The organism is Novosphingobium sp. IK01 (genome assembly GCF_033242265.1).
GTDB lineage: Bacteria > Pseudomonadota > Alphaproteobacteria > Sphingomonadales > Sphingomonadaceae > Novosphingobium > Novosphingobium pituita.
On record NZ_BTFW01000001.1, the window covers coordinates 1,543,349 to 1,569,057 of the forward strand.

A 25,709-nucleotide genomic window follows, 5' to 3' on the forward strand; every position below is an offset into this window, starting at 1 on the left:
GGGGGCAATATCGCCCCCTTCACCCCGTTATCCTTGCCCCCGCGCAGCCATCTGCCTTTCAGCCCGCTGCGGGCACGATGATTTCGCTCTCCTCCTCGCCCTGCTGCGCGCGGACGAGGAATTCGGCGAACTGGGGCAGCGCCATCGGACGGGCCAGCAGATACCCCTGAACCTCGCGGCACTGGTCGTTGATCAGCGAGGCCAGTTGCCCGGCATTCTCGACCCCTTCGGCGGTCACTGCGATGCCCATGGCATTGCCCAGCCCGAGGATCGCCTGGACGATGGCCCGGCCCCCTTCCCGTTCGCCAATGTCGCTGACGAACTGGCGGTCGATCTTGATCATGTCGAAGGGATAGTTGCGCAAGTAGCTGAGCGAGGCATAGCCGGTGCCGAAATCGTCGATGGCCAGCGAAACGCCCAGTTCCTTGAGTTCGCGCAGCATGACTTGCGCGCGTTCGGGATCTTCGAGCAGCACGCCCTCGGTCACCTCGATCTCCAGCCGGTCGGCGGGCAGCCCCGCCTGTGCCAGCGCATCGGCGACAATCGCGGTCAGGTTGCGGTCGCGGAACTGAACCGGCGAAACATTGACCGAGACGCGCAAGTCGCCATCCCATGATGCCGCCTGCATGCAGGCCGTGCGCATGATCCACTCGCCCAGCGGCAGGATCAACCCGCTGCTCTCGGCCGCCGGAATGAAGGCGCAGGGCGCCATGCGACCCTTTTCGGGGTGGGCCCAGCGCACGAGCGCCTCGGCGCCGACCACCGAGAGGCTGCGCGGCTCGAAACGGGGCTGGTATTCGAGGAAGAACTCGTCCGCCGCGATGCCCCGGCGCAGTTCGTCGACGAGGCGGCGATGCGCGGCCACGCGCTCGTTCATTTCCGAGGCATAGAACTGGAACGTCCCCCGCCCGCCCTGCTTGGCGCCATAGAGCGCCTGGTCGGCATTGCGGAGCAGGGTATCGGCGGTCGTGCCATCATGGGGCGAGAGCGCAATGCCCAGCGAGATGCCGATGGTGATATCGCCGGCTTCATGGCGCAACGGGGCTTCCATCGCCGCCAGAATCGACTGGCACAGCACTTCCGCCTCGTCTTCGGCAAGGCCGGGCGCCGCGATCACGAATTCGTCGCCGCCCACGCGGGCTACCAGCTGGTCATGCCGCAGGACACGGCGCAGACGGTCGGCGACCTCGCCCAGCACGCGGTCGCCCAGCGCATGGCCGAACGTGTCGTTGATCCGCTTGAACCGATCGAGATCGCAATAGATCACCGCCATGCGCGCGTTGGGAATGGCCAGTTCGGTGGCCAGGAACGAGGCCAGACGCGCGCGATTGGGCAGCGATGTCACCGGATCGTGCTGTGATTGCTGGCGCGCTTCCTCGTAAGCGTCGGCCAGGGCCACGTCCTGCGTCACATCGGTGGCGAACTTGACGATATTGACGAGGTTGCCCGCCAGATCGAAGATCGGGTTGTAGCTGGCCTGAAGCCAGATCCGCTCGCCCTGCTTGCTGATCCGCTCGAACCGCCCGGTCATGTATTCGCCCGCGCGCAGCTTGTCCCAGAAGGTCAGGTATTCGCAGCCGTTGACCTGGCCGGGATCGACGAGAATCTCGTGCCGCTGGCCGACCAGTTCATCGAGTTCATAACCGACCATGTCGAGGAACTTGGTATTGGCATCGAGCACGGTGCCATCGAGCGCGAACGAGATCACCCCCTGCGCCTTGCGGATCGCCTTGATCTGCCCCTCGAACTGCGCATGGCGCTGCTTTTCGTCGGTCACGTCATAGGCATACTTGATGATCTTCATCGGCTTGCCCGAAAGATCGAAGATCGGATTGTAGCTGGCCTGAAGCCACAGGTCCGCGCCCGTCGCGGTCACCCGGTGGAACTCGCCCGAACGGTGCTGGCCATTGGCCAGAGCCTTCCAGAACTGGCGATATTCCTCGGACCGGACATGCTCTTCGGGCACGAACATGCTGTGATGGGCACCACGAATGTCGCCGAGGCGATAGCCGGTGGCTTCGAGGAAATTGTCGTTGGCGTCGAGCACCCGGCCTTCGAGATCGAACGAGATCACGCACTGCGACTTGTGGATCGCGGCGATCTGGCCCTGATGCTCGGCCTGACGGACCTTTTCATCTGTAATATCCGTGGCATACTTGACGATCTTGACAGGGTTTCCGGCCAGATCGAAGATCGGGTTATAGCTGGCCTGAAGCCAGACTTCGCGCCCGTCGCGCGCCACGCGGCGGTATTGCCCGGCCTGATGCTGCCCGCGCGAGAGCACGCGCCAGAACCCGGCATATTCGGCGCCATGCGAATAGGCCGCATCGACGAACATGCGATGATGCCGCCCGATCACGTCGGCGCGCTCGTACTCCATCAGTTCGAGGAAGCGCGAATTGGCGTCGAGCACGATGCCGTTCATGTCGAAGCTGATGACCGCATGGCTCTTGTGGATCGCGGCGATCTGCCAGGCATTGTCGGTCTGGCGCTGGCGGTCACGGGTCACGTCCTCAGCCAGCATGAAGATCTCGGCCACGGCCCCTTGCGCATCGACCACGGGGCTGGCCATCACGCGCAGCCAGCGCATGGCGCCCTCGCTGCTGCGGAACAGCTGCTGGCTGTCCTGCGGCAGGCCCGCACACAGCGCATCCCAGAAATCGCCGAACACGTCCGCGCCCATCGCGTCCACATCGCACAAGTCGCGATACTGCGCGCCCACGAGCGTCTTGTCAGGATGGCCCAGCATCGCATGGAACAGCGGATTGGCTTCGAGCACTTCGCCATCGAGGCCCAGCCGGGCAACCGGGCTCGACCGGCCGATGGCGCCGACGCGGGCGCGCTCCGCCGCATCGGTGGCGATCATCCCGGTCCTGTCGCGCGCGATCACGACGACTTCGAGCAGGGTCCCGGCGGCATCGCACACCGGATAATACATGGCTTCGAGCCACAGCGCCTGACCGTGGCGGTTCTTGCGCTGGACCGTCAGCGACTGGCGCCCGCCCAGACGCAGGCGCTCCCAGTCCGGGCTCTCTCCCCCGTCGCATTCCTGCGCAAGCGAGGCCTCGTGCCGCCCGCGCAACTCGTCCAGTTCATAGCCCAGAAGGTCGAGAAAAGCCGAATTGGCCCGAACGATGCGCCCGCCCGGATCGAGCACGAGAGTTGCGAAGAAGTTGTTCAGGGCCCGCAATTCGGACGAGATTTCCGGCATGGAGTGGACGACCTTTTTGGCGTTTGCGGCGCTGGGCAAAATATTTGGCCACAAATCTTCTGGTTTCGTCATTCCTGCGAGGGGCACGGTAACTTTCCGGTTAATCCGAAACGACCGGATGCGCTTTTTGGGCGGCCAGCCGAGCCGCTGGCGCCATCGACGAGCCTGTTGCCCCCTGCCCGCCCGGACTTTTCAGGCTTTTGTCATCAAACGATTTTTTCGCGCGCCTCGCCAAAACAGGAAAACGGCCGGCGCTTGCGCGCCGACCGTAATTCCCGAACCGGTCTGTTCATGATCTCCCGCGCACGAGGCGCGGGAGCGAATCACTTCGCCAGCATCGAGCCGGTTTCGATGAACCGCTGGTGCCACGAAAGCGCTTCCTTGAGCAGCGAGGGCGAGTGCTTGCCATAGGAATCGCGCAAGGCGCGGGCATAGTAGTCGGCCAGCTGGTCGCGGAAGGTCGGGTGGACGCAGTTCGCGATGACCTTCTCGGCACGCTGCTTGGGCGAAAGCCCGCGCAAGTCGGCCAGGCCCTGGTCGGTCACGATGACCTGCACGTCCTGGTCGATGTGGTCGACATGGCTGACCTGCGGCACGATCGTCGAGATCGCCCCGCCCTTGGCGGTCGAGGGCGCCATGAAGATCGAGATATAGGCATTGCGGGCAAAGTCGCCCGAGCCGCCGATCCCGTTCTGGATGCGCGAGCCCATCATGTGGGTCGAGTTGACGTTGCCGTAGATGTCGGCCTCGATCATCCCGTTCATGGCAAGGCAGCCAAGGCGGCGCACCAGCTCGGGGTGGTTCGAGATTTCCTGCGGACGCAGGATGATGCGGTCACGATAGAGCGCCATTTCGCCGTTCAGGCGCTCGGCCGCCTCGGGGCTGAGCGAGAAGGCCGTGCACGAGGCCATCGACAGCTTGCCCGCCGCGAGCAGTTCGAGCATGCCGTCCTGAAGCACTTCGGTATAGGCGGTCATCGGCTCGAACGGCGCGTCCATCAGGCCGAGCAGCACGGCATTGGCGATGTTGCCCACGCCCGACTGCACCGGCAGCAGCGAAGCAGGCAGACGGCCCACGCGCACTTCGTTCTGGAAGAAGTCGAGCAGGTGGCTGGCAATCGCCAGCGCCGAAGCGTCGGGCGCCTTGAACGGAGCGTTGCGATCGGGGATGTCGGTCGCCACGACGCCCACGACCTTCGAGGGGTCGACGCGGAAGGTCGCCTGGCCGATGCGGTCGCTCGGGGTGACGAGCGGGATCGGCTTGCGGTGCGGGGGCAGCGCGGTGCCGTAGTAGATGTCGTGCATCCCGTGCAGTGCTTCATGCTGCCACGAGTTGACTTCGAGGATGATCTTGTCGGCGCGGTCGAGCCAGGTCTTGTTGTTGCCGACCGACGAGGAGGGCACCACCGAGCCATCGGGCAGGATCGCCGAGACTTCGACGAGCGCGACGTCGAGCGGGCCAAGGAAGCCCTGCCATGCCGCCGGAGCCACCTGGCTCAGGTGCATGTCGAAATACTGGACCGCACCGCTGTTGATCTGCTCGCGCACGAGCGGGTCGGAGTTGTAGGGCAGGCGGAAGTCGATACCCTTGGCCCGAGCCAGCGCGCCGTCGAGTTCGGGGCCCGTCGAGGCGCCCGTCCAAACCTTGATCGCATAAGGATTTCCGGCCTCGCGGGCCTCGTCCATCTGGCGGGCAAGCGCCAGGGGAACGGCCTTGGGATAGCCGGCACCGGTAAAGCCACTCATGCCGACAACAGCACCCGGCTTGATGAGCGAAGCAGCCGCTTCGGCATCCATCAGGCGGGCCTGGAATTCGGGGTTGGCGATCCTGGCCGTAGAAACGGGGGCGGAGGACATGTTCGACAGGCTCCTTTCACGTGGCGCCATCCACTTTGCCGCGCCGCAGCCAAAAACAAGGGGCGTCGAGGCGGTGCCATGGTGGCGATTCTGGTTCGGTCCGCCCCGCCCCTACGCGCGTGGCGTGGCAAGTGCAGCAAAAAAGGCGGGGACCAGCCCCGCCTTTCCACACATTTGGTACGATCCCGTCTCATTTAGGAGACAGAATTGCCAATTTTTTTGCTCAGGCCTGAATAGTGGCCTTGCGGATCACGCCGGGCTTTGCCGGCGGCTCGCCCTTGGGCAGCGCGTCGATGTGTTCCATGCCGCTCTCGACCTGGCCCCAGACGGTGTACTGGCGGTCGAGGAAGCGCGCGTCATCGAAGCAGATGAAGAACTGGCTGTTGGCCGAGTGCGGATAGCTGGTGCGGGCCATCGAGCACACGCCGCGCACATGGGGCTCGGCGTTGAATTCGGCTTGCAGATCAGGCTTCTTCGAGCCGCCCATGCCGGTGCCGTCGGGGCAGCCGCCCTGCGCCATGAAGCCGGGGATCACGCGGTGGAACTTCACACCGTCGTAAAAACCTTCCGAGGCCAGTTCCTTGATCCGCGCGACGTGGCCGGGAGCCAGGTCGGGACGCAGCTTGATCACCACGTCGCCCGAATCGAGCGAGAGGACCAGTTTTTCTTCAGACATCGAGAACTCTTCCCTTGGCAAAATATGGGGGCAAAGAATGCTCCCTGATATAGGGTGGTTTGCGGCAAAGTCACCTACCGCCGCATCGCTGCACTGCACCATTGCATTTGGCGCTTGATCGCCTATCCCGGCCCGGATGGACAATGGCGCGCCCACCGATCACGACAACCTGAACGCAACCGGCACCCTGCCCAAAATGGCGGCGGAACCGGGCCATGACGATGCGCGCGCGGACCTTGCGCGTCCAGAGCCCTCACGCGTGTCTGACGAACTGGACGAGGAAGACAACACCTTGCGCCCCGCGTTCCTGCGCAAGGTCGTCGAAGCGCTCGACGCGGGCGATCAGGAAACCGTCTACAACCTCGTCGAGCCGCTCCACCCGGCCGACGTGGCCGACCTGTTCGAGCTGATCGGCCACGACTATCGCGCCGCGCTCGCCCGCGCGATCAACGACCTGCTCGGTTCGGACGTGCTGGCCGAACTCAACGACTGGGTGCGCGACGACCTCGTCGAGGAACTCGAACCCGACGAAGTGGCCGAACTGGCCGAGCAGATGGAGACGGACGACGCCGTCGCCCTGATCGAGGATCTGGACGAGGCCGACCAGCAGGCCGTTCTGGCCGAGATGGAGCCCGAAGACCGCGCGGCCATCGAAAGCGCGCTCTCCTTCCCCGAGGAATCGGCCGGCCGCCTGATGAGCCGCGACGTGATCGCGGTTCCCGAACACCTGAGCGTGGGCGACCTGATCGACTACTTGCGCCGCGACGACGATCTGGCGACCGAATTCTGGGAAGTCTTCGTCGTCGACGTCAAGCACCGCCCGGTCGGCACCTGCCAGCTTTCGTGGATTTTGCGTGCACCGCGCGAGATTGCGCTGACCGACGTGATGAAGCGCGACCAGACGCTGATTCCGGTGACGATGGACCAGGAAGAAGTCGCGCTGCGCTTCCAGAAATACGCGCTGATTTCCGCCGCCGTGGTCGATGAAAGCGGGCGTCTGGTCGGCCAGATCACCGTCGACGACGTTGTCCACATCATTCAGGAAGAAGCCAGCGAAGACATCCTGCGCCTTTCGGGCGCGGGCGACGGCGACATCAACGAGCCGATCTCGCTGACCGTGCGCACGCGCCTGTCGTGGCTGGTGGTCAATCTGGGGACGGCGATCCTGGCCTCCTCGGTGGTCGGCCTGTTCCAGAACGCCATCGCCCATTTCGCGCTGCTGGCGGTGCTGATGCCGATCGTCTCGGGCATGGGCGGCAATGCGGGCACGCAGACCCTTGCGGTGGTCGTGCGCGCCATTGCCACCAACCAGCTGACCAGTTCGAACACCTGGTGGATGATCATGCGCGAGCTGCGCATCGCGCTGACCAACGGCCTTTCGCTTGGCCTGCTGATCGGCACGGGCACCGGGCTCATCTTCGGCAACCCGCATCTGGGCATGGTGATCGCCGCGGCGATGATCATCAACAATCTGGTGGCGGGCCTTGCGGGCATCCTCGTTCCGGTCGGGCTCGACCGCCTGCGCGTGGACCCGGCGGTCTCCTCGGCCGTTTTCGTGACGACCGCGACCGACACGATGGGCTTCTTCTCGTTCCTCGGGCTGGCCGTGGTCACCGGCCTCACCTCCTGACCCGACGGAACCTGCCTCCCATGCCCCTCAACATGACCAAAGTGGCCTATGGCGCGCAGTCGCTGGCCGAAGTGCACGACTGGTTCGCCCCCGATGGCCGCCATGGCGAAGGCGTCGCCCGCCTGACCACGCGCAACTGCCCGCGCCGCCATGCCGAGATGATCGGCGGCTCGCTGTTCTGGATCCTCAAGCACCAGCTGGTCGCCCGCTCGGAAATCCTCGGTTTCGAGGAAGCCGAAGGCGGACGCACCGCCATCCTGATCTCCACCCGCCTGATCGATGTCGTCCCCTGCCCACGCCGCGCCCATCAGGGCTGGCGCTATCTCGAAGAGGCCGATGCCCCTGCCGATCTGGATGAAGGGCAGGAGGGCGACATCCTTCCCCCCGACGTGGCTGGCGAACTCGCCCGTCTGGGTCTCGTCTAGACAGAAACAGCCTGCTCCATCCACCATTCGAGCAGATGCCGCGCCACCGCGCTGGGCGGGGGAACCTCGAACAGCGCATCGCTCGCCCCCGCCAGCGCGGCGGCCACTTGCGCACGGGTGAACCACTGCGCATCCTCAAGCTCGTTGGCGTCGATGGCAATCGCCCGGTCGTCGGCCAGCGCATGGCAGGCGATCATCAGCGACGAGGGATAGGGCCAGGGCTGGCTCGCCACATAGCGCACATCGCGCACGCGCACGCCCGCTTCCTCGAAAACCTCGCGTGCGACGGCCTCTTCCATCGTCTCCCCCGGCTCGACGAACCCGGCCAGCGCCGAATAGCGCCCGGCAGGAAAACGCGGCTGGCGCCCGAGCAGAAGGCACCCGTCATGCTCGACCAGCATGATCGTGACGGGATCAACACTCGGAAAATGATCGGCTCCGCAAGCCTCGTTGACGCAGGAGCGCTGCCAGCCGCCCTTGGCCAGCCGCGTCGCGCTGCCACAGCGCGCGCAGAACCGGTGCCGCGCGTGCCAGTCGACCAGACTGCGCGCCCCGCCATAGATCGCCAGATCAGCCGCAGGCATGGCGTCGAGCAGGCGGCGCAAGTCGGCAGCGGCAGGCGCCGTGCTGCCCGCAAGATCGGCCACGACCGGCGCGAAATGCCCGTGCCCCTGCGCGTCGAGCCCGAGGAAGATCAGCTCGGCCCCCTGCGGGCCTCCCGGCATATCCGAAAGGGGAACCCAGACCAGACCGCCCGTATCCGAAAAGACCGGCGCCAGCCCGTCGAGCCGCAAAAGCCGTGCGCCCTCCCCGGCCATGACCGCCGCCAGCCGGGCAGGATCGCCGCGCACCGCATCGGCCCGGTCGAGCGGGCTGGCCGAATAGGCGATGGGAGAATGGGAGCGGCGGCGCGAAAGCAGGGCAGAATCGGTCGTCATGCGGGAACCTTGTTTTGCAACAACAGCCGCGCGCGCACATCGCTGCGCACGGCCTGCGGAAAATCCTTTTCGAGCGGATAGGTCATGGCGGGCATATATTGCGTGAACAGCCCCCCGCGCACGCCGCCCGGCTTGCTGATGAAGCCCAGCGTGCCCGCCGCGCCCGACCAGCCATAGGTGCCCGCCTCTGCGCCCAGGCCGACACGCCCCCCCGCGCCAAAGCCATGGCCCGCAATCCATGTGCCCGCCGTCGTCGCGCCGGGCGGCAGGAGGTTGCTGGTCCCCAGCGCGACCGCGCGCGCGCCCATGACCCGCTTGCCCGCAAAGACCCCGCCACCCAGCAGCATGGCCAGGAAGCGGTCGTAATCGCGCGGCGAACTGATCAGCCCGGCCCCGCCAAAGGGAAACGGCGGCGGATCGCGGTAAATCGAGTTCACCGCCCCGTCGATGGGCAGCAGGCGCCCGTCGAAGATCAGGTAATTGCTGGTGAACCGTTCGACATCGCGGTCGGCCAGTTCGAACGCAGTGCTCGTCATGCCCAGCGGATCGAACAGGCGTTCCTGAAGGAAACCCGCAAAATCGCGCCCCGAGGCCAGCTCGATCACGCGCCCCAGCAGATCGAGCCCGACCGAATAGGACCAGCGCGTGCCCGGCTGATAGACCAGCGGCAGGCCGGCCAGCCGGTCGGCAAAGGCGGCAAGGCTGGGCGCAATCGGCGCGCTGGCGAAGAACGGCAGCTTCACCCGGCTGACCCGCAAGGGCACGATCCCCGCATCGAGATAAGCCTGCCGGATCGGCCCGGACTGGATGATCGTATAGCCGAGCCCCGCGGTATGGGTGAGCAGGTTGCGCACGGTGATCTGCGCCGTGGCGGGCACCACCTTGTCGACGGGCCCGGCCGGATCGGCCAGAACCTTCATATGGGCAAAGCCGGGCAGGAAATCGGCGATGGGCTGGTCGAGGCCGAGCTTGCCCTCGTCGATCAGCATCATCGCGGCCATGCCGGTGATCGGCTTGGTCATCGAATAGATGCGGAACAGGTTGTCGAGGCCAAGGCCCCGCCGGTCGCCGCGCGTCGCCACCCCGCGCGCGACCATTTCGGGCGGAGCGCTGCCCCAGCCCAGCGTCGCCACCGCGCCGACCAGACGCCCGGAATCGACATAGTCATCGACCAGCGCCGAAACCGCAGGCAGGCGCGGATCGGCAGGGCTGGCATGGGCCAGACAGCGCAGCAGCACCGCCCCGCCGACCACCCCGGCCCCGCCCAGCACGCCGCGCCGATTCCAGCCCCGCACGTTCCAGTCCCGCACTTGCGATTCGCGATCCTGCATCAAACCGGCATCCTTTCAGGCCAGCACCAGTTGCGCCGCCTTGGCAAAGACCGTGGGCAACCCGGCATCCGCAATCCGCGCGCGCGGCCACCACTGCGCATCGTCCCCGAGCATGGCTGACACCCTACAATCCGGATCGCCAACGGCCACCACCAAATGAAGTTCCAGATCAAAATGGGTGAACCCGTGGCGGACAACCCCGCCCGCCTGCCAGTCGGCCTGTGCGACCCCGAGGGGCGCGCAGACCGCAGGGGGCGCGCCATGGCCATCGGCCCGCGCGCTCCAGCCATCGTCGGGCAAGGCACGCATCCCCCCCAGCATGCCCTTGCCCGGACGGGTGACGAGCAGGACTTCGACCTCGCCGTCGGCCCCCGTCCGCTCGATCCAGAACGCGCGCCCCTGCCGCACGGGCTTGGTCTTTTTCGGCGCCTTGACCGGGAGCCTTTCGGGGTTGCCGGTGGCCCGCGCGCGGCACAGCTTTTCCAGCGGGCAGAGCAGGCAGCGCGGCGCCCTGACCGTGCAGATGGTTGCGCCAAGGTCCATCATCGCCTGCGCGAAATCGCCCGCGCGGGTGGCCGGGGTCACGCTGTCGGTCGCCGCGCGGATCGCGCTGCGTGCGCCGGGCAAAGGCTCCTCGATGGCAAAGAGCCGCGCGATCACCCGCTCGACATTGGCATCGACCACCACCGCCCGCCGCCCGAAGGCAATCGCGGCCACCGCCGCTGCGGTATAGGCGCCAAGGCCGGGCAGCGCGCGCAAGCCCTCCTCGCTGTCGGGGAAAGCCCCCAGCGCCGCCACCGCCCGCGCGCAGGCCACCAGATTGCGCGCGCGGGCATAATAGCCCAGCCCCGCCCACGCGGCCATGACCTGTGCCTCGTCGGCGGCGGCCAGCGCCTCGACCGTCGGCCAGGCGCTGGTGAACTTCTCGAAATAGGGGACGACAGCAGCCACTGTCGTCTGCTGGAGCATCACTTCGGACAGCCAGACCCGATAGGGATCGGGCAAGGGTGCTTGTCCAAGCGGATCTGGCCGATGCCGCCAGGGCAAATGCCGGGCATGGACATCGTACCAGACCAGCAGGGCCTGCGCGACGCCAGCCCCGTCATTGGCCCCGTCATTGGCCCCCTCCTCGCCCTTCGGCACGGAGGGGGGAAAATCGTGAACATGATCGTCAACATGGGTGCTGGCTTGCATGGCGCCGCTATGGCATGGCTTGGCCCACAATGGAAAGCGATCCGCCCAAACCCAGTCGTGCCCGCTCCAATCGCGCCGACACCAGTCGCGCGCAAAAGGCCAGGGCCAGCACAGGCAGCGACGCAGGGCGCACGTTCGAACGCCCGCGCGGGGGCGATGCGCGCCAGATTTCCGATCTCATGCCCGCCATCGGGCGCACCGCGTTCCGCCGCTTCGGCTTCGTGCAAAGCTCGGTCGTCTCGCGCTGGCCCGAGATCATCGGGGCGGCCCATGCGCGCCATTGCCTGCCCGAATCGATCCGCTTCGCGCCAGGCGAAAAGGCCGACGGGGTACTCCATCTGGTCGTCACCCCGGCCCATGCCCCGCTGATCCAGCATGTGATCCCCGAGATCATCGAGCGGGTGAACCGCTTCTTCGGCTATCGCGCGGTCGCCCGCGTCAAGCTGCGTCAAGGCGTGGTTCAGGCACGGCAAGCCACCGGTCCCAAGCCACTCGCGCCGCCCTCGCTCAAGCCGATCCCGATGGAACTGGGGGAAAGCCTGCGCGACATCGGCGACCCGGAACTGCGCGCGGTGCTCGAATCGCTGGCCCGCTCGCTGGGCGAAGCGAGTGCACGCGAAGAAACGAAGAACAGGGATGGACAGAAGTGATCAGACCTTTGCGTAACCTTGTTGCCGTTCTGGCCGCCCTGACCGGGCTGGCCCTGGCATCCGGCCCGGCCCTGGCCGCCCCCGTCCAGAAAGCTGCCCCGGCGGCGGCCCCGGTGGCGACCAAATCGCTGGCGCCCGCTTCTGCGCACAACTGGAACCAGACCATCGTGCGCACGCCGCGCGACAGCTACCTGCTCGGCAACCCGGACGGCCAGATCAAGCTGGTCGAATATGTCAGCTATACCTGCCCCCATTGCGCCCATTTCACCCAGGAATCCGACGCCCAGTTGCGTCTGGGCATGATCGGGCCGGGCAAGGGCTCGATCGAGGTGCGCAACTTCGTGCGCGACCCGGTCGACCTGACCGTGGCCCTGCTCACCCACTGCGTGCCCACGAAGGCCTTCTGGCCCACCCATGTCATGTTCCTGACCCGCCAGCCGGACTGGATCGGCCTTGAAGCCACCGCCACCAATGCCCAGCGCCAGCGCTGGACCACGGGCCCGCTCGCCAGCCGCACCCGCGCCATTGCCAGCGACTTCAAGTTCTACGACATGATCGCCACGCGCGGGATCGACCGCCCCGCCGCCGACCGCTGCCTGGCCGACGAGGCGCTGGCCACCCGCCTTGCCGCCGCCACCAAGGAAGCCGAAGAAAAGGACTATGTCCAGGGCACGCCCTCGTTCGTGCTCAACGGCCTGCCGCTGGCCGGAACCGCCAGCTGGGCCGCGCTCAAGCCCCAGATCGAAGCCCGCATGAACTGACGCGGAAGGGCCAAAACCCCTTTTCGTGCATGTGTGCCACAACCGACCATTCCAGAGACGGAACACCCCAGCCATGAAGCTTGCCTCCGCCCGCATCGCGCTGCTCGCCCTGCCGCTCGCGCTCAACCTTGCCGCCTGCAAGAAGAGCGATGACACCGCTACCGGAACCGCGAGCGAAAGCGCCGCCACCCTGCCCAACGTGCCCGCCCCCGCTGGCAAGGCCTGGGCCGACGTGGTCAGCAAGACCGCCGATGGCGGCTATGTGATGGGCAACCCCGATGCGGCGATCAAGGTCATCGAATTCGGCTCGCTCACCTGCCCGCACTGCGGCGAATTTGCCGAAAAAGGCTTCCCCAAGCTGCGCGAAAGCTACATCGCCTCGGGCCGCGTGAGCCTCGAATTCCGCAACTTCGTGCGCGATCCGTTCGATACCACGATGGCCATGCTCACCCAGTGCGGCACGCCCGACACGTTCTATGCGCTGACCGAGCAGGTCTATTCCAACCAGAAGGACCTGTTCGCCAAGCTCCAGCCCGCCGCCACGGCGATCCAGTCGGGCAGCACCCCGCCCGACAAGCTGTTCACCGTGCTGGCCGACAAGGGCGGGCTGATCGACTTCTTCGGCGCGCGCGGCATTGCGCGCGATCAGGCGCTGGCGTGCCTGGCCAAGACCGACGCCGCCAAGACGCTCGCCGCCAATACCCAGTCCTGGGAAGACAAGTACAACATTTCGGGCACCCCGACTTTCCTCGTCAACGGCAAGAATGTCGACGTGGCGACCTGGGAACAGCTCGAACCCATTTTGCAGCGCGCCGGCGCGCGCTGATCTGAAGCGGAATGTGGGGGCGCCGTGGGGGCGGCGCCTCTCTTTCGGGGGGTGGCCATGCATTTCCAGCGCTTGAAACTCTCCGGTTTCAAGAGCTTCGTCGAACCGGCCGAACTGCGGATCGAGCCGGGGCTGACCGGCGTGGTCGGCCCCAACGGGTGTGGCAAGTCCAACCTGCTCGAAGCCTTGCGCTGGGTCATGGGCGAGGCTTCGGCCCGCGCGATGCGCGGCAGCGGAATGGACGACGTGATCTTTGCCGGCAGCGGCCGGCGCCCCCCACGCGCCTTTGCCGAAGTGGCGCTGACCGCAAAGACCGACCCCGACGACCAGTGGGGCGGCGAACTCGAAGTCGTCCGCCGGATCGAGCGCGGGGCGGGTTCGGCCTATCGCGTCAACGGGCGCGACGTGCGGGCCAAGGATGTCGGCCTGATCTTCGCCGATGCGGCCACCGGCGCGCACAGCCCGGCGCTTGTCAGTCAGGGGCGCATCGCCGCGGTCATCGCCGCCAAGCCGGCCGAGCGGCGCATGATGCTGGAGGAAGCCGCCGGGATCGCCGGGCTTCACGTCCGCCGCCGCGATGCCGAGCAGAAATTGCGCGCGACCGAGGCCAACCTTGGCCGCCTCGAAGACCTCATGGCCGGGCTCGACGACCAGATCGCCGCCTTGCGCAAGCAGGCCCGCGCCGCCCAGCGCTACAAGGACGTGTCCGAACGCATCCGCGTGGCCGAAGCGCGGCTGACCTATGCCCGCTGGCGCGACGCCGCGCAGGCCGCCGACCTCGCCCGCAAGGAAGCGGGACAAGCCGAAGCCGCCGTCGCCGGGGCGCAGGCCGCGACCGTCACCGCGCAGGGCGCGCAACATGCCGCCGCCACCGCGCTCGCACAGGCGCGCGAGGCCCAGTTCGACCGCCGTCAGGATGCCGCCGCCCATGGCCAGCGCATGGCCGCCCTCGCCGCCCAACTCGATGCCGCCGAACAGCGCCTGGCCGACATCGACCGCCAGCGCGCACGGATCGAGGAAGACCGCACCCAGGCCGACCGCGTGACCCGCGAGGCCGCGCTCGCCCTCGCCCGCCTCGAAGCCGACATCACCCGCAGCGAGGCCGACCTTCTGGCCGACGAGGCCCGCCGCCCGCTGCTCGTGCAAGCCCACGACGAAGCCGACCGCACGGCCCGCGCCGCGCAAGTCGACCACGCGCAAAAAGTCGCCGCGCTGGCCGGGACAGAGGCAGAATGGCGCGTGGCGCAGGCCGCCCTTGCCGCCGCCGCCCAGCGCCTTGCCCGCCTCGACGCCGAAAGCGCCCGGCTCGACGCGCAGGCCGCCGCGCTGGCCGCCCAGCCCGATCCGGCACTGGCGCTGGCCGCAGCGCAAGCCCGCCGCGACGAAGCCGCGCAGACCCTCGCGCGCAGCCGCGCCCGCCGCGACGAACTGGCCCTGGCCCGCGAAACCCTGACAGCCGCGCGCGATGCCGCCGCCAATGCGCTGGCCGGGGCCCGCGCCGATCTGGCCGGGGTCGTGCGCGAGGCCGAGGCGCTGGCCCGCGACAAGGCCGCCCGCGCCAAAGCGGCCATGGCGCGCGGCAAGGGCCCTGCCGCGCTCGACGCCTGCCGCGTCGCGCCGGGCTGGGAACGCGCGCTGGCCGCCGTGCTGGGGCGCGATGCAGCCGCCCCGCTCGGCCCCGCGCAGGACGAAGGCCGGTTCTGGACCGGCGCGGAAGCACCCGAACCGCTGCCCGATGCCCTGCTGCTCCACATGGCGCAATGCCCGGACGAACTCGCCGCCCGCCTCGCGCTGGTCCACGCGGTCGAGGCCGATGAAGGGCAGCCGCTTGCGCCGGGCGAATGGCTGGTCACGCGCGGCGGGCACTTGCGCCGGTGGGATGGCTTTGTCGCGCGCGGCGAAGGGGCCGCGCAGGCCGCCGCGCTGGAGGCCGACAACCGCCTGACCGATCTCGAACAGCGCCGCCCCGCCCTCGAACAGGCGCTGGCCGAGGCCGACACCGCCCACGAGGCCGCACGCCAAGGCCTGTCTGCCGTACAGGCCGAATGGAGCGGCATCGAAAAGGCCATCGGCAGCGCCGCCGACGCCGAGCGTAGCGCCCTGCGCGCGCTCGACCAGGCCGAAGCCGCCCGCGCCACCCAAGCCCAGCGGGCGCAAGATCTGGCCCGCGCCCGCGAAACCCTGGGCCAGCAGCGCGCCGAGGCCGAAGCCGAAGCAAGCGCCGCACAGGCCCAGCAGGCCGCCCTCCCCGATCCGGCGCAGGGCCGCGCGGCGGTGGAGGCCGCGCAAGGCCGCCTGTCGGACACCGCGCGCGCCCTGCAACAGGCCAGCGCCGCACAGGCCGCCCTCGAACAGGCGCTGGCCGTCGGGCGCGAGCGGCTGGGCGGCATGAAGGCCGACCAGCGCAACTGGCAGGCCCGCGCCGATGATGCGACCCGCAGCCTCGCCCAGATGGCCAAGCGCGCCGAAGAACTCGACGCCGAACGCGCCGTGGGCGCGGCCAAGCCGCTCGGCCTGATGGCCCAGATCGAGGAGGGCGACGCCATCGGCACCCGCATCACCGCCGATCTCGCGCAGGCCGAAGCCGCGCTGGCGCAAGCCGAACAGGCGGGCAAGGCCGCCGATGCCGCGCTCGCCGCCGCCAACGAGGCGCTGGCCGCCGCGCGCGAGCACCGCGCCGGGGCCATCGCGCGCGCCGCCCACGAGGACCAGCGCCGACAGGACATGGCGGGTGTTTCGGGCGACCGCTTCCAGTGCCCGCCCCCGCTCCTGCCCGAACGCTTCGCGTTTGCCTCGGCGCAAGTGGGCAGCGCCGCACAGGAAAACGACACCCACGAAAGCCTTCTGGCCGAGCGCGAGCGGATCGGCCCGGTCAACCTCGTGGCCGCTGCCGAACTGGCCGAGATGGAAGGGCGCCACGCCGAGAGCCTCGCCCAGCAGGCCGAACTGGCCGAAGCGGTCAACCGGCTGCGCGGCTCGATCGGCAACCTCAACCGCGAGGGGCGCGAACGCCTGCGCGCCGCCTTCGAGGCGGTCGACGGGCATTTCCGCCGCCTGTTCACACGGCTGTTCGGCGGGGGCGAGGCGCATCTGGCGCTGATCGACAGCGACGACCCGCTCGAAGCGGGCCTTGAAATCATGGCCCAGCCGCCGGGCAAGCGCCTGCAATCGCTGACCCTGCTTTCGGGCGGGGAACAGGCGCTGACGGCAGTGGCGCTGATCTTCGGGCTGTTCCTGACCAACCCTGCGCCGATCTGCGTGCTCGACGAAGTCGACGCCCCGCTCGACGATGCGAATATCGAACGCTTCTGCGACCTCCTCGATGCGATGGTGGCGCAAACGAGCACCCGCTACCTGATCGTCACGCACAATGCCGTGACGATGAGCCGGATGCACCGCCTGTTCGGCGTCACCATGGTCGAACGCGGCGTCTCGCGCCTCGTCAGCGTGGACCTTGGCGGCGCGGAAGACCTGCTGGCCAGCGCGCCCGCACCCTCCGCCGCTTAGGCACTGCCCACGGCAAGGCAGGCCAGCGCCATCAGGAACCCGGCCATGCGGTTGGAGCGGAACCGCGCAAGGGCATTGTCGTTGTCGCCCACCTTGAGGGTCAGGACCTGCCAGGCCAGATGCCCGGCCACCGGCACCAGCGCGAGCAGCGCCAGCGGATCGGGCCGCACCAGCCAGAAGGCGAGCGCCCAGCACGCTACCGTCACGCCATAGAACGCCCCCACGCCGGGCTTGACCTTGCTGCCCATCGCCCGCGCGCTCGACCGGATGCCGACGAGCGCGTCGTCCTCGCGGTCCTGCAACGCGTAGATCGTGTCATAGGCGATGCACCAGCAGATCGACCCGGCATAGAGCGCGGCCAAGGCCCCCAGATGATCGCTGCTGACGGCGATCCACCCCGTCGGCGCACCCCACGTAAAGACCATGCCCAGCCAGGCCTGCGGCCACCAGGTGATCCGCTTCATGAACGGATAGCCCGCGACAAGGCCAAGGCTGCCCACCGCCACCAGCTGCGCCTGCCAGCGCAACTGCACCAGCACGACCAGCCCGACCAGCGTGAGCAGGCCCAGCCAGGCCCAGGCCGCCTTCTTGCTCACCCGTCCGCTCGCCACCGGGCGCTGCGCCGTGCGCGCCACCCGCGCGTCGAGCTTGGCATCGACGATGTCGTTGTAGACGCAGCCCGCCCCGCGCATCACGACCGAACCCACCAGCATCCAGACCACCAGCCGCCATTGCGCCGCGCCGCCGCCCAGGAACACCCCCCAGGCGCAAGGCCAGAACAGCAGCCACCAGCCGATCGGCCGGTCGAACCGGGCGAGCAGCGCATAGTCGCGCAAGGGTTGCGGCAGGCGGGCCACCAGCCCGCGGTGCTCGCTGTCGGGAACGATCTGGTCGGTTGCCCGAGCCGTAGTTTGAGCCGAAGTTTGAGCCGTCATGGCAGGCCGCATGCGCCGCTTGGGCGCGCGGCGCAAGACCCCAGATTGCCTGAACCAGCCCGCGCGCCTATGAACCGGCCACCATGACCCAGCACTTGCCCGCCACCCCCGCCTGGCCGCCCCGCTCCGCCCCGCGCCTCTTCGTGAGCCAGCGCCTTGCCGAAGGGGAAACCATCGCTCTCGACGGGCCGCAGGCGCACTATCTGGGCAAAGTCATGCGCGTGGCGGCAGGCGACGCGGTGATCCTGTGCGACAACCAGACCGGCGAATGGGTCGCCCGCGTGGCGCAGGCGGGCAAGCGCGACGTGGTTCTGGCGGTCGAGACGTGCCTGCGCCCGCGCGAGGACGTGCCCGACCTCTGGCTCTGCCCGGCCCTGCTCAAGAAGCAGGCCTATGACTGGGTGCTCGAAAAGGCGACCGAACTGGGCGTCGCGCAGATCCGCCCGGTGATCACCCGGCGCTGCGTGGCCGACAAGCTCAACCCCGAGCGCGCCGAAGCGATCATCACCGAGGCCGCCGAACAATGCGCGCGCACGGCCCTGCCCACGCTTGCCCCGCCCGCCCGCCTCGACGCGCTGCTGCGCGACTGGCCCCAGACCCGCACGCTGTTCTTCGCCGACGAACAGGGCGGCGCCCCCGCGCGCGCGGCCTTTGCTGCCCATGAGGGCCCAGCCGCGCTGCTGATTGGCCCCGAAGGCGGCTTCGACGAGGCCGAACGCGCCGCCATTCGCGCCCATCCGCGCGCCCGCGCGATCACGCTGGGCCCGCGCATCCTGCGCGGCGAAACCGCAGCCGTGGCAGCCACCGCGCTGTGGATGGGGACCATGGGCGACTGGTGAGCGTCCTTCCCGGCTGATTTGGGAATCCGATCAGATTGTTGCGGCTCTGGAAAGGCCCGTCCCGCGTTTATCGCTGGCGCAAACCCGGTTTGTTCTCTAACGCATGCGGGCATGAGCACCCGACAGGTTTCAGATAGCAACGATCCTATCATCGAGAGCCGCGACCAGCTTGTCGCGCCGATGGAGCGTGGGGAAAAGCCCCGTGAGGCCTGGAGGATCGGCACCGAACACGAAAAGTTCGTCTACCGCACCGCCGATCACGCCGCGCCCTCCTATGCCGAGCCCGGTGGCATCCGCGACCTGCTGCTGGGCCTGAAGGAATTCGGCTGGGAGCCGGTCATGGAAGGCGACAATGTGATCGCCATGGCCGGGGCCGACGGCACGGTCAGCCTCGAACCGGCAGGCCAGCTCGAACTTTCGGGCGCGCCGCTCGAAAACCTCCACCAGACTTGCGCCGAAACCGGGCGCCACCTCGCCCAGGTCAAGACCATCGGCGAGCGGTTCGGCCTTGCCTACATGGGCCTGGGCCTCTGGCCCGACAAGACGCGCGAAGAACTGCCGATCATGCCCAAGGGGCGCTATGACATCATGCTGCGCCACATGCCCCGCGTGGGCACGATGGGCCTCGACATGATGCTGCGCACCTGCACGATCCAGACCAACCTCGACTACAGCAGCGAGGCGGACATGGCGCAGAAGTTCCGCGTGAGCCTCGCCCTGCAACCGCTGGCCACCGCGCTGTTCGCCAATTCGCCGTTCCTCGAAGGCAAGCCCAACGGCTTCCTGTCCTATCGCAGCCATATCTGGTCGGACACCGACCCGGCGCGCACGGGCATGCTGCCCTTCGTGTTCGAAGAGGGCTTCGGCTACGAACGCTATGTCGACTACATGCTCGACGTGCCGATGTACTTCGTGTTCCGCGAGGGCCGCTATATCGACGCGGCGGGCCAGTCGTTCCGCGACTTCCTCGAAGGGCGCCTGCCCGCCCTGCCCGGCGAGAAGCCCACGCTGGCGGACTGGACCGACCACCTGTCGACCGCCTTCCCCGAAGTGCGCCTCAAATCGTTCCTCGAAATGCGCGGCGCCGATGGCGGCCCGTGGGATCGCATCTGCGCGCTGCCCGCATTCTGGGTGGGCCTGCTCTATGACCAGGGCGCGCTCGATGCGGCGTGGGATCTGGTCAAGGACTGGGACATGGCGGGCCGCGAGACCTTGCGCGCCAGCGTGCCCAAGCTCGGCCTCGACGCCCCGCTTCCCGGTGGCGGCACCTTGCGCGACATCGCGCCGCGCGTGCTCGACATCGCGCGTGGCGGCCTTGCCGCGCGGGGACGCCTCAACGCCGCGGGCGACAACGAGACCGGCTATCTGGCCCCGCTCGACGAGATCGTCGCCAGTGGCAAGACCCCGGCCGAGCGGCTGCTCGATCTCTATCACGGGCAATGGGGCGGCGATCTGTCGAAGGTCTACGCACTCAAGACGTTCTGAGCGGAGACACCATCATGATCCTCGTGATCGGCACGTTCCGCCTGCCTGCCTCCTCGGTCGAGGCGGCAGGCCCGCTCATGGCCTCGGTCATCGCGGCAACGCGGGCCGAGGACGGCTGCCTGGCCTATGCCTATTCGCACGACGTGCTCGACGCCGGGCTGGTCCATGTGACCGAGAAGTGGCGCGACCGCGCCGCGCTCGAAGCCCATTTCCAGACCCCGCACATGGCCGCCCTGCTCGAAGGACTGAAGGCCTTCGCCGTTTCGGATTTCGACATCCGCACCTTCGAAAGCGACGAAGGCACGCCCCTATGAAGCGACAGGTGTGAAGCAACAGGCCTGACAGTCAGGCCTATTGGGCAGGGTGCCGGTCGCCCTGCCCGCTTTCCTCTCCGGCTCCACCCTCTCTGACCACGCCCTCTCCAGCCCCCCGGCGGCGCCCGACGAGAGCGTTCTCCAGCGCGGCCAGACGGCGGGTGACCGGGCCGTTTTCCCCCATCCACGCGTGATAGGCGCGATATTTGGGGTCGGCGGCCAGAAGGTGGCGCTCCTCGGTCTTCGCGCGCCAGAAATAGACCCCGCTGACGATCCCGAGGATCACCGTGTTGCGCACCGCGTCGACCAGCGAGTGGGTCGTTACCAGAAACGGCAGCGTCGCCAGCCACCAGAACAGGTTCTTCGACAGATAGGCCGGGTGCCGCGTCCACGCATAGGGCCCGTTGGTAACCACCCCGCGCCACGTCAGGTTGGAAAAGCGCAGGCCAAAGGCCACCGTCGCCCAGGCATAGATGCCCGTGAGCACGACCATGATCCCGCCCCAGAGCCACAGCAGCGCCGGGTGCCCGGCCAGCCAATACGTCCATTCGGCGGTGTTCTGGTGATAGTCGAGCACCCCGCCGCCGCCCATCAGCACGAACGGCGGATAGCAGATCAGCGCCGCCACCCAGCCCGCCAGAAACGGATTGGCCGTGCGGATCTGCGCATCGAGCGGCTTCATCGTCAGCAGATAGCCGACCATCGCGATCTGCACGTCGATCATGAACATCGCCGAAATCGCCGCGTTCGACCAGGCCACCGGATCGGCTCCCAACCGGCTCCAGTCGGCCTCGACCACCGCGCCAAAGCCGCCCGGCAGGATCGAGATCATGAAGGCGCAGAAGAAGCCCTTGACGCTCCACGCGCGCAAATGGTGCCAGACCTGTTCGCGGTCATAGGCCTCGCGCCCGATCAGCATGGCCCCAAAATGCCAGGCCCCGTCGCGCGGCTCAACCAGCACGCGATCGAGCCAGAGCACATAGGGAATGGCGCCCAGAAACAGCAGCGGCGCGGCCTGTTCGAGCAGGTCCATCGCGAACACATATGGCCCGCGCCAATACCACCGCGCGAGGCAATAGACGAAGGCGATCAGCCCCCATGTCGCCCACAGACCCGCCAGCTTGGTCATCGCCCCGTCGGTCACGGCGCGCAACGGGCGCGGGGCCGACCAGTCGATCCCGGTCGAGGGGCGCAAGTGGACTTTGTCGACCAGCAGCGACCACAGCACCATCGGCGTGCCCGAAAAGACCAGCGCCAGCACCGCCGCGCTCGATCCGGCCAGCCGCTCGCGCGGGCCGGGCAGGTTCAGCGCCGCGCCGATCTCGGGCCAGGCCCGGCAGATCGCCACCCAGACCATGAGCCCGGCAAGGCCCGCCAGCCCCACGGCGGCGGAAACATCGCTGGCCGGGCGCGGCGGGGCGCCAAAAACGGGCGCTTTAGAAACGGGCGTTTGCGTCATGCCCGCCCGGTTATAGCATCAAGGTGGAAATTGCGTGAAGACATGCAAAAAGGCGGGAGCAGGCCCCTGTGCCCTGCCCCCGCCCCCGATGTTCCCAAGCGCCCGGTCCGCTCAGCGCCAGGCGGTGATCGCGCCGCTGTCGTCGAGGACGTAGAGCGTCTTGTCGGCCACGATCGGCGCGAGCGTAACGGGCGCGTTGACCCGGCCCGCCACGGCCATCGTGCCGTCGCCCACCGTCACCTTGACGATCTGCCCGCGCGAATTGGCCGCCCAGAGCTTGTTGCCCGCCAGCACCGGGCCGGTCCAGAAGATCGGCTTTTCCTTCTTCTTGGGGCTGACATAGCGGGGAAGCTGGCTCATCCAGCGGACCTTGCCGCTGGCCTTGGCGATGCACAGCAGCTTGGCCTCGTCAGTCAGCGTGAAGATCCACTCGCCCGCCACCGCCGGGGTGGAGATCCCGGCAAGGTTGAGTTCCCAGATGCGCTGGCCGCTGACCAGTTCATAGGCCGCCATGCGCCCGCCCTGACCCAGCGCATAGACGTGGCCGCTCTCGATGATCGGGTCGGCGTCGATGTCGGTGATGGTCGAGACGCTGGTGGCGATCGACGTGCGCGCGAGCGCGTCCGACCACAACTGGCGCCCGTTTTCATAGCGATAGGCGACCAGTTCGCCCGAGCTGTAGCCCGCGATCACGGTGCCCTGCCCGGCAGCGGGCGCGGCCACGCCGAACACGCCGCTCTGGGTGGTGGAGGCCGATTCGTTCCACAAGCTGGTGCCATCAGCGATATTGAGCGCGATGATCTGGTTGTCCTGCGTCATCACGTAGACCGCGCCGAACGCGACCGTGGGCGCCCCGCGCAGCGGCCCTGCGGGCTTGACCCGCCACTTGATCTTGCCGTCGGTGGCATCGAGCGCGGCCACTTCGCCAAGGCCGGTCGTGATATAGACCGAACCTTCATCGAAGCTCACCCCGCCGCCGAAGATCGAATCGTTCTTCTTGGGCAGGCGGAAGCCCTGCTGCCACTTTTCGCGCCCGGTGTTGTCGTCGAAGGCATGGACGATGCCCTTGGTGTCCATCGCATAGAGCAGGCCGCCGCCCACGACGGGCGAGGCGCCAAGGCGCTGCTGGGGCGAAGACCCGGCGATGCGCACGCTCCACACCTTGCGCGGCGCGTCGGCCAGCGCGAGGTGGCCCGAAGCCTTGCTGGCCGTGCCGCCGCCCTGGGCCCACTGCGAATTGACCTCGGGCGCGGGCACCACGACATCCATCGAGGCGAGCGCGGTATCGACCTTGGTGCCCGATTCGATGTGCGAGAGCACGGGAATGCGGTTGCCGACCGTCGGCGTCGCCTTGATCTTGGGCTTGTGCGCGGCGCAGCCGCCCAGACCCAGCGCAGCGATGCCCATCCCCAGCGCGAGGCTCAGCCTCAGGCTCATCCCGCGGCCAATACCGGTTTCTTGCGCCGTGCCGGCACGGGGCTGGCGGGGAATGCGGATCATGCCTGTCTTCCTTGTCCTGTCATGCCCCGGCCTGCGCGCTGGCGGCGGGGGCTGTGCGCAGAGGCGGTTGCCGCTCGCAGAATGAATGGGCCTTGCTTATTGCCCAGCGGCCTGACCGGCACTCTGCGCCATCAGCGCGGCCACGTCGTCGACCGCATCGACGCCAAGTGCGCCTGCCATCTGGCGCGCACGCTGGCGGATCGAATCGGGCACGGTCTTGTCCTTGGCGAGCGCGGCAAACAGCGGTCCGGCCAGATCGGGCTTGTTCTGCCTGAGATAGGCCATGGCGACCAGTTCGCCCGCGCTGCCGAACCACGGATTGCCCGGCACGGCCAGCGGCTTGAGACGGTCGACCACCTGCTGGGGCTGCATCGCATCGAAGCGGATCGCCACTTCGCGGATCGAGGCAAGGTCGCGCAGGGCCTGCGGCGCGGCGCTGTCGCTGGCCACGGCGGCAAAGTCTCCGGCGGCCTTGGCCAGCTTGGCCGCATCGCCCTTGGCCTGATCCTGGGCGATGCCCGCCTGGAGCAGTTGGGCCGTCGCCTTGTAGCCGGGGGTGCCATTCTTGATCAGCGCGCCGAGCGGGGCGGCGACATCGGCGGTGCGCTGTGCCTCGACGGAATCGAGCACTTGCGTCATGGATTCGCCCTGAATCCCGCGCTGGTTGGCCTGATGGGTGTCGTACCACAGCCATCCGCCCAGCCCGAGCAGGCCCGCCACGAGCGCGGCCCCCACCGGGATGCCCCAGCGGCGCACGGCCTCCATCGCGGCGTCGGCCCGCAGCGCATCATCGACTTCGCGGGCAAAGACATTGCCTTGCGCGGCGCGCGCGGCGGCAAGTTGGTCGGAACGGGACTGCGGGCTATTCGGTCTCAGGGCCAAGGCTGCGCTTTCGGCGTTAAAGTCTGGAATGACGTATTTCAGGGAATCTGGCGGTGTTTAGCGGATGGCGCCACCATTTCAACGGCAATGATGCTGGCTGTCCCCCGCTGAACCAGCCGTGAAGGCCCGAACCGGTCCATCAGGGGAAGCGCTCGCGCCCCATGGCGCGGGCATAGACCGCGCCATAACGCTGCGCCATCACGCCTTCGTCATAGTCGCGGCGGGCCAGCACGCGGTTGGCCTCGCCGATCCGGCGGCGGGCCGCCTCGTCCTCGGCCAGAGTTTCGAGCGCATGGGCAAGCGCGGCATCGTCAGCGGAAGGGGTGATGAACGGGGCGTTTTCGGGTGCCACCATCGCCGCCACATCGCCCACCGCCGGGCTCACCACGGCCAGCCCCGCGGCCATCGCCTCGACCACCGAGAGCGGGAACTGCTCGCTCCGGCTCGACAGTGCAAACAGGTCGAACAGCCCCACCGCCGCCGCCGGATCGGGCACATGGCCGGGCAGGTGAACGCGGTGCCCCACTTCGAGCGCGATGGCCTCCTGCACGATCGCCTCGCGCTCGGGCCCCTCGCCCAGGATCACCAGATGCCAGTTTTCGGGCATGCCCCGGAACGCGCGGACCAGCCGGGGCAAGTCCTTGACCGGGCGCAGCCCGGCCAGCGTTCCCAGCCACTTTTCGCCGGGCCGCTTGATCACGCGGGGCAGCGCATCGGCTTTCGCCTTGCGGGCATAGGCGGCGGTATCGATCCCGTTGACGATGCGGTGAACCCGGCCCTCGGGCTGGTGCCAGACCTCGCGCGCGATGGTTTCGAGGCGCTGCGAGGGCACGATCACCGCGCTTGCACGGGCCAGCGCAATGCGGCGGAACCAGTTGCGCCGGGCCAGCAGGCCATCGGCCTCGTCGGCATTGAAGCCGTCCTCGTGGTGGACCAGCGGGGCAAGGCCCATCAGCGGGGCAAAGATGGCGTGCGCCATGACCGCATCCATCGCCCCCCAGTTGTAGGTGCAGATCAGGTCGAACCCCTGCATCCCGCGCGCCAGCGTCTTGAGGCGCCCCATCCGCAGCTTGCCCGCCAGCGGAGGGAACCCGAACGGGAAATGCACCCGGATATCAGGCGCCAGCAGCGCCCTGGCCCCCAGCGCGCCGGGCTGGGCCGAAACCACCGAATGATCGATCCCGGCGCCAAAGCGGTTCATCAGCGCAACGCTGCGCCGCTCCTTGCCCCCGGCATCGAACGAGGAATGGAGGTGCAGGACATGCGGGCGGGCACCGGAAGACACCATCA

Annotated in this window: 20 protein-coding genes; 9 read left to right on the top strand and 11 right to left on the bottom strand. The window is 68.2% G+C overall.

The genetic code is table 11. From position 1 onward, the window contains the following. Nucleotides 1-58: 58 nt before the first annotated feature. From SBI20_RS07185 to SBI20_RS07195, 3 genes are all read right to left on the bottom strand, one after another. Nucleotides 59-3,211, bottom strand: a complete 3,153-nt coding sequence (locus SBI20_RS07185; RefSeq protein WP_317974412.1) for a sensor domain-containing protein — start codon at nucleotides 3,209-3,211, stop codon at nucleotides 59-61. A 323-nt stretch (nucleotides 3,212-3,534) separates the two neighbouring features. Then, nucleotides 3,535-5,067 (bottom strand): acetyl-CoA hydrolase/transferase family protein, encoded by a 1,533-nt coding sequence (locus tag SBI20_RS07190; RefSeq protein ID WP_317974413.1) that lies wholly within the window; start codon nucleotides 5,065-5,067, stop codon nucleotides 3,535-3,537. Between the two features lie 223 nt (nucleotides 5,068-5,290). After that, complete coding sequence (locus tag SBI20_RS07195) at nucleotides 5,291-5,743, bottom strand: peptidylprolyl isomerase (protein ID WP_317974414.1); 453 nt, start codon at nucleotides 5,741-5,743, stop codon at nucleotides 5,291-5,293. Between the two features lie 196 nt (nucleotides 5,744-5,939). Between SBI20_RS07195 and mgtE the strand changes: the two genes are divergently transcribed. Next, nucleotides 5,940-7,373, top strand: coding sequence for a magnesium transporter (gene mgtE / locus SBI20_RS07200; protein WP_317976064.1), 1,434 nt, complete (start codon nucleotides 5,940-5,942; stop codon nucleotides 7,371-7,373). Between the two features lie 20 nt (nucleotides 7,374-7,393). Further along, nucleotides 7,394-7,798 carry a DUF1489 domain-containing protein gene (locus tag SBI20_RS07205; RefSeq protein WP_317974415.1) on the top strand — a complete coding sequence of 135 codons (405 nt, stop codon included), beginning with the start codon at nucleotides 7,394-7,396 and terminating at the stop codon, nucleotides 7,796-7,798. Here the strand turns inward: SBI20_RS07205 and nudC are convergent. The 3 genes from nudC to SBI20_RS07220 are packed head-to-tail and all read right to left on the bottom strand — an operon-like array spanning nucleotide 7,795 to nucleotide 11,261. Beyond that, complete coding sequence (gene nudC / locus SBI20_RS07210; protein ID WP_317974416.1) at nucleotides 7,795-8,736, bottom strand: NAD(+) diphosphatase; 942 nt, start codon at nucleotides 8,734-8,736, stop codon at nucleotides 7,795-7,797. The two genes, SBI20_RS07205 and nudC, sit on opposite strands and share 4 nt — an antisense overlap. Continuing rightward, nucleotides 8,733-10,067, bottom strand: coding sequence for a serine hydrolase domain-containing protein (locus tag SBI20_RS07215; RefSeq protein ID WP_317974417.1), 1,335 nt, complete (start codon nucleotides 10,065-10,067; stop codon nucleotides 8,733-8,735). Before SBI20_RS07215 ends, nudC begins: the two co-directional genes overlap by 4 nt. A gap of 15 nt (nucleotides 10,068-10,082) precedes the next feature. Beyond that, complete coding sequence (locus tag SBI20_RS07220; RefSeq protein ID WP_317974418.1) at nucleotides 10,083-11,261, bottom strand: A/G-specific adenine glycosylase; 1,179 nt, start codon at nucleotides 11,259-11,261, stop codon at nucleotides 10,083-10,085. Nucleotides 11,262-11,275: 14 nt separating this feature from the next. Between SBI20_RS07220 and SBI20_RS07225 the strand changes: the two genes are divergently transcribed. From SBI20_RS07225 to SBI20_RS07240, 4 genes are all read left to right on the top strand, one after another. Then, nucleotides 11,276-11,911, top strand: a complete 636-nt coding sequence (locus SBI20_RS07225) for a DUF721 domain-containing protein (RefSeq protein ID WP_317974419.1) — start codon at nucleotides 11,276-11,278, stop codon at nucleotides 11,909-11,911. Continuing rightward, complete coding sequence (locus SBI20_RS07230) at nucleotides 11,908-12,672, top strand: thioredoxin domain-containing protein (RefSeq protein ID WP_317974420.1); 765 nt, start codon at nucleotides 11,908-11,910, stop codon at nucleotides 12,670-12,672. The genes SBI20_RS07225 and SBI20_RS07230 overlap by 4 nt, the downstream gene beginning before the upstream one ends. Nucleotides 12,673-12,745: 73 nt before the next feature. Further along, complete coding sequence (locus SBI20_RS07235) at nucleotides 12,746-13,498, top strand: thioredoxin domain-containing protein (protein ID WP_317974421.1); 753 nt, start codon at nucleotides 12,746-12,748, stop codon at nucleotides 13,496-13,498. A gap of 57 nt (nucleotides 13,499-13,555) precedes the next feature. Further along, the gene (locus tag SBI20_RS07240) at nucleotides 13,556-17,005 is read left to right on the top strand and encodes a chromosome segregation SMC family protein (RefSeq protein ID WP_317974422.1); all 3,450 of its coding nucleotides are present in this window, start codon (nucleotides 13,556-13,558) and stop codon (nucleotides 17,003-17,005) included. Here SBI20_RS07240 and ubiA read toward each other — a convergent pair. Further along, a complete protein-coding gene (gene ubiA / locus SBI20_RS07245; RefSeq protein WP_317974423.1) occupies nucleotides 17,002-17,940 on the bottom strand; it encodes a 4-hydroxybenzoate octaprenyltransferase in 939 nt (312 codons plus the stop codon). The two genes, SBI20_RS07240 and ubiA, sit on opposite strands and share 4 nt — an antisense overlap. A gap of 95 nt (nucleotides 17,941-18,035) precedes the next feature. Here ubiA and SBI20_RS07250 point away from each other — a divergent pair, with 95 nt between their 5' ends. The 3 genes from SBI20_RS07250 to SBI20_RS07260 all read left to right on the top strand — a co-directional run bounded on the left by SBI20_RS07250 (nucleotide 18,036) and on the right by SBI20_RS07260 (nucleotide 20,578). Further along, complete coding sequence (locus SBI20_RS07250) at nucleotides 18,036-18,779, top strand: 16S rRNA (uracil(1498)-N(3))-methyltransferase (protein WP_317976065.1); 744 nt, start codon at nucleotides 18,036-18,038, stop codon at nucleotides 18,777-18,779. A 111-nt stretch (nucleotides 18,780-18,890) separates the two neighbouring features. Then, complete coding sequence (locus tag SBI20_RS07255) at nucleotides 18,891-20,264, top strand: glutamate--cysteine ligase (RefSeq protein WP_317974424.1); 1,374 nt, start codon at nucleotides 18,891-18,893, stop codon at nucleotides 20,262-20,264. Between the two features lie 14 nt (nucleotides 20,265-20,278). Then, the gene (locus tag SBI20_RS07260; protein WP_317974425.1) at nucleotides 20,279-20,578 is read left to right on the top strand and encodes a putative quinol monooxygenase; all 300 of its coding nucleotides are present in this window, start codon (nucleotides 20,279-20,281) and stop codon (nucleotides 20,576-20,578) included. 37 nt (nucleotides 20,579-20,615) lie between these two features. Here the strand turns inward: SBI20_RS07260 and SBI20_RS07265 are convergent, their stop codons facing one another. The 4 genes from SBI20_RS07265 to SBI20_RS07280 all read right to left on the bottom strand — a co-directional run bounded on the left by SBI20_RS07265 (nucleotide 20,616) and on the right by SBI20_RS07280 (nucleotide 25,707). After that, nucleotides 20,616-22,037 (bottom strand): methyltransferase family protein, encoded by a 1,422-nt coding sequence (locus tag SBI20_RS07265; RefSeq protein WP_317974426.1) that lies wholly within the window; start codon nucleotides 22,035-22,037, stop codon nucleotides 20,616-20,618. Between the two features lie 111 nt (nucleotides 22,038-22,148). After that, nucleotides 22,149-23,474, bottom strand: a complete 1,326-nt coding sequence (locus SBI20_RS07270; RefSeq protein ID WP_411911547.1) for an outer membrane protein assembly factor BamB family protein — start codon at nucleotides 23,472-23,474, stop codon at nucleotides 22,149-22,151. A 159-nt stretch (nucleotides 23,475-23,633) separates the two neighbouring features. After that, complete coding sequence (locus SBI20_RS07275) at nucleotides 23,634-24,419, bottom strand: tetratricopeptide repeat protein (RefSeq protein ID WP_317974427.1); 786 nt, start codon at nucleotides 24,417-24,419, stop codon at nucleotides 23,634-23,636. Nucleotides 24,420-24,558: 139 nt separating this feature from the next. Then, nucleotides 24,559-25,707 (bottom strand): glycosyltransferase family 4 protein, encoded by a 1,149-nt coding sequence (locus SBI20_RS07280; RefSeq protein WP_317974428.1) that lies wholly within the window; start codon nucleotides 25,705-25,707, stop codon nucleotides 24,559-24,561. Between the last annotated feature and the right edge of the window lie 2 nt (nucleotides 25,708-25,709).

Coding starts and splice junctions, on each gene's coding strand:
- SBI20_RS07280 (WP_317974428.1), bottom strand. CDS start 25,707: ATGGTGTCTTCCGGTGCCCGCCCGCATGTCCTGCACCTCCATTCCTCG.
- SBI20_RS07205 (WP_317974415.1), top strand. CDS start 7,394: ATGCCCCTCAACATGACCAAAGTGGCCTATGGCGCGCAGTCGCTGGCC.
- SBI20_RS07255 (WP_317974424.1), top strand. CDS start 18,891: ATGAGCACCCGACAGGTTTCAGATAGCAACGATCCTATCATCGAGAGC.
- SBI20_RS07265 (WP_317974426.1), bottom strand. CDS start 22,037: ATGACGCAAACGCCCGTTTCTAAAGCGCCCGTTTTTGGCGCCCCGCCG.
- ubiA (WP_317974423.1), bottom strand. CDS start 17,940: ATGACGGCTCAAACTTCGGCTCAAACTACGGCTCGGGCAACCGACCAG.
- SBI20_RS07185 (WP_317974412.1), bottom strand. CDS start 3,211: ATGCCGGAAATCTCGTCCGAATTGCGGGCCCTGAACAACTTCTTCGCA.
- nudC (WP_317974416.1), bottom strand. CDS start 8,736: ATGACGACCGATTCTGCCCTGCTTTCGCGCCGCCGCTCCCATTCTCCC.
- SBI20_RS07215 (WP_317974417.1), bottom strand. CDS start 10,067: ATGCAGGATCGCGAATCGCAAGTGCGGGACTGGAACGTGCGGGGCTGG.
- SBI20_RS07260 (WP_317974425.1), top strand. CDS start 20,279: ATGATCCTCGTGATCGGCACGTTCCGCCTGCCTGCCTCCTCGGTCGAG.
- SBI20_RS07235 (WP_317974421.1), top strand. CDS start 12,746: ATGAAGCTTGCCTCCGCCCGCATCGCGCTGCTCGCCCTGCCGCTCGCG.
- SBI20_RS07195 (WP_317974414.1), bottom strand. CDS start 5,743: ATGTCTGAAGAAAAACTGGTCCTCTCGCTCGATTCGGGCGACGTGGTG.
- SBI20_RS07220 (WP_317974418.1), bottom strand. CDS start 11,261: ATGCAAGCCAGCACCCATGTTGACGATCATGTTCACGATTTTCCCCCC.
- SBI20_RS07270 (WP_411911547.1), bottom strand. CDS start 23,474: ATGAGCCTGAGGCTGAGCCTCGCGCTGGGGATGGGCATCGCTGCGCTG.
- SBI20_RS07225 (WP_317974419.1), top strand. CDS start 11,276: ATGGCTTGGCCCACAATGGAAAGCGATCCGCCCAAACCCAGTCGTGCC.
- SBI20_RS07240 (WP_317974422.1), top strand. CDS start 13,556: ATGCATTTCCAGCGCTTGAAACTCTCCGGTTTCAAGAGCTTCGTCGAA.
- SBI20_RS07190 (WP_317974413.1), bottom strand. CDS start 5,067: ATGTCCTCCGCCCCCGTTTCTACGGCCAGGATCGCCAACCCCGAATTC.
- mgtE (WP_317976064.1), top strand. CDS start 5,940: ATGGCGGCGGAACCGGGCCATGACGATGCGCGCGCGGACCTTGCGCGT.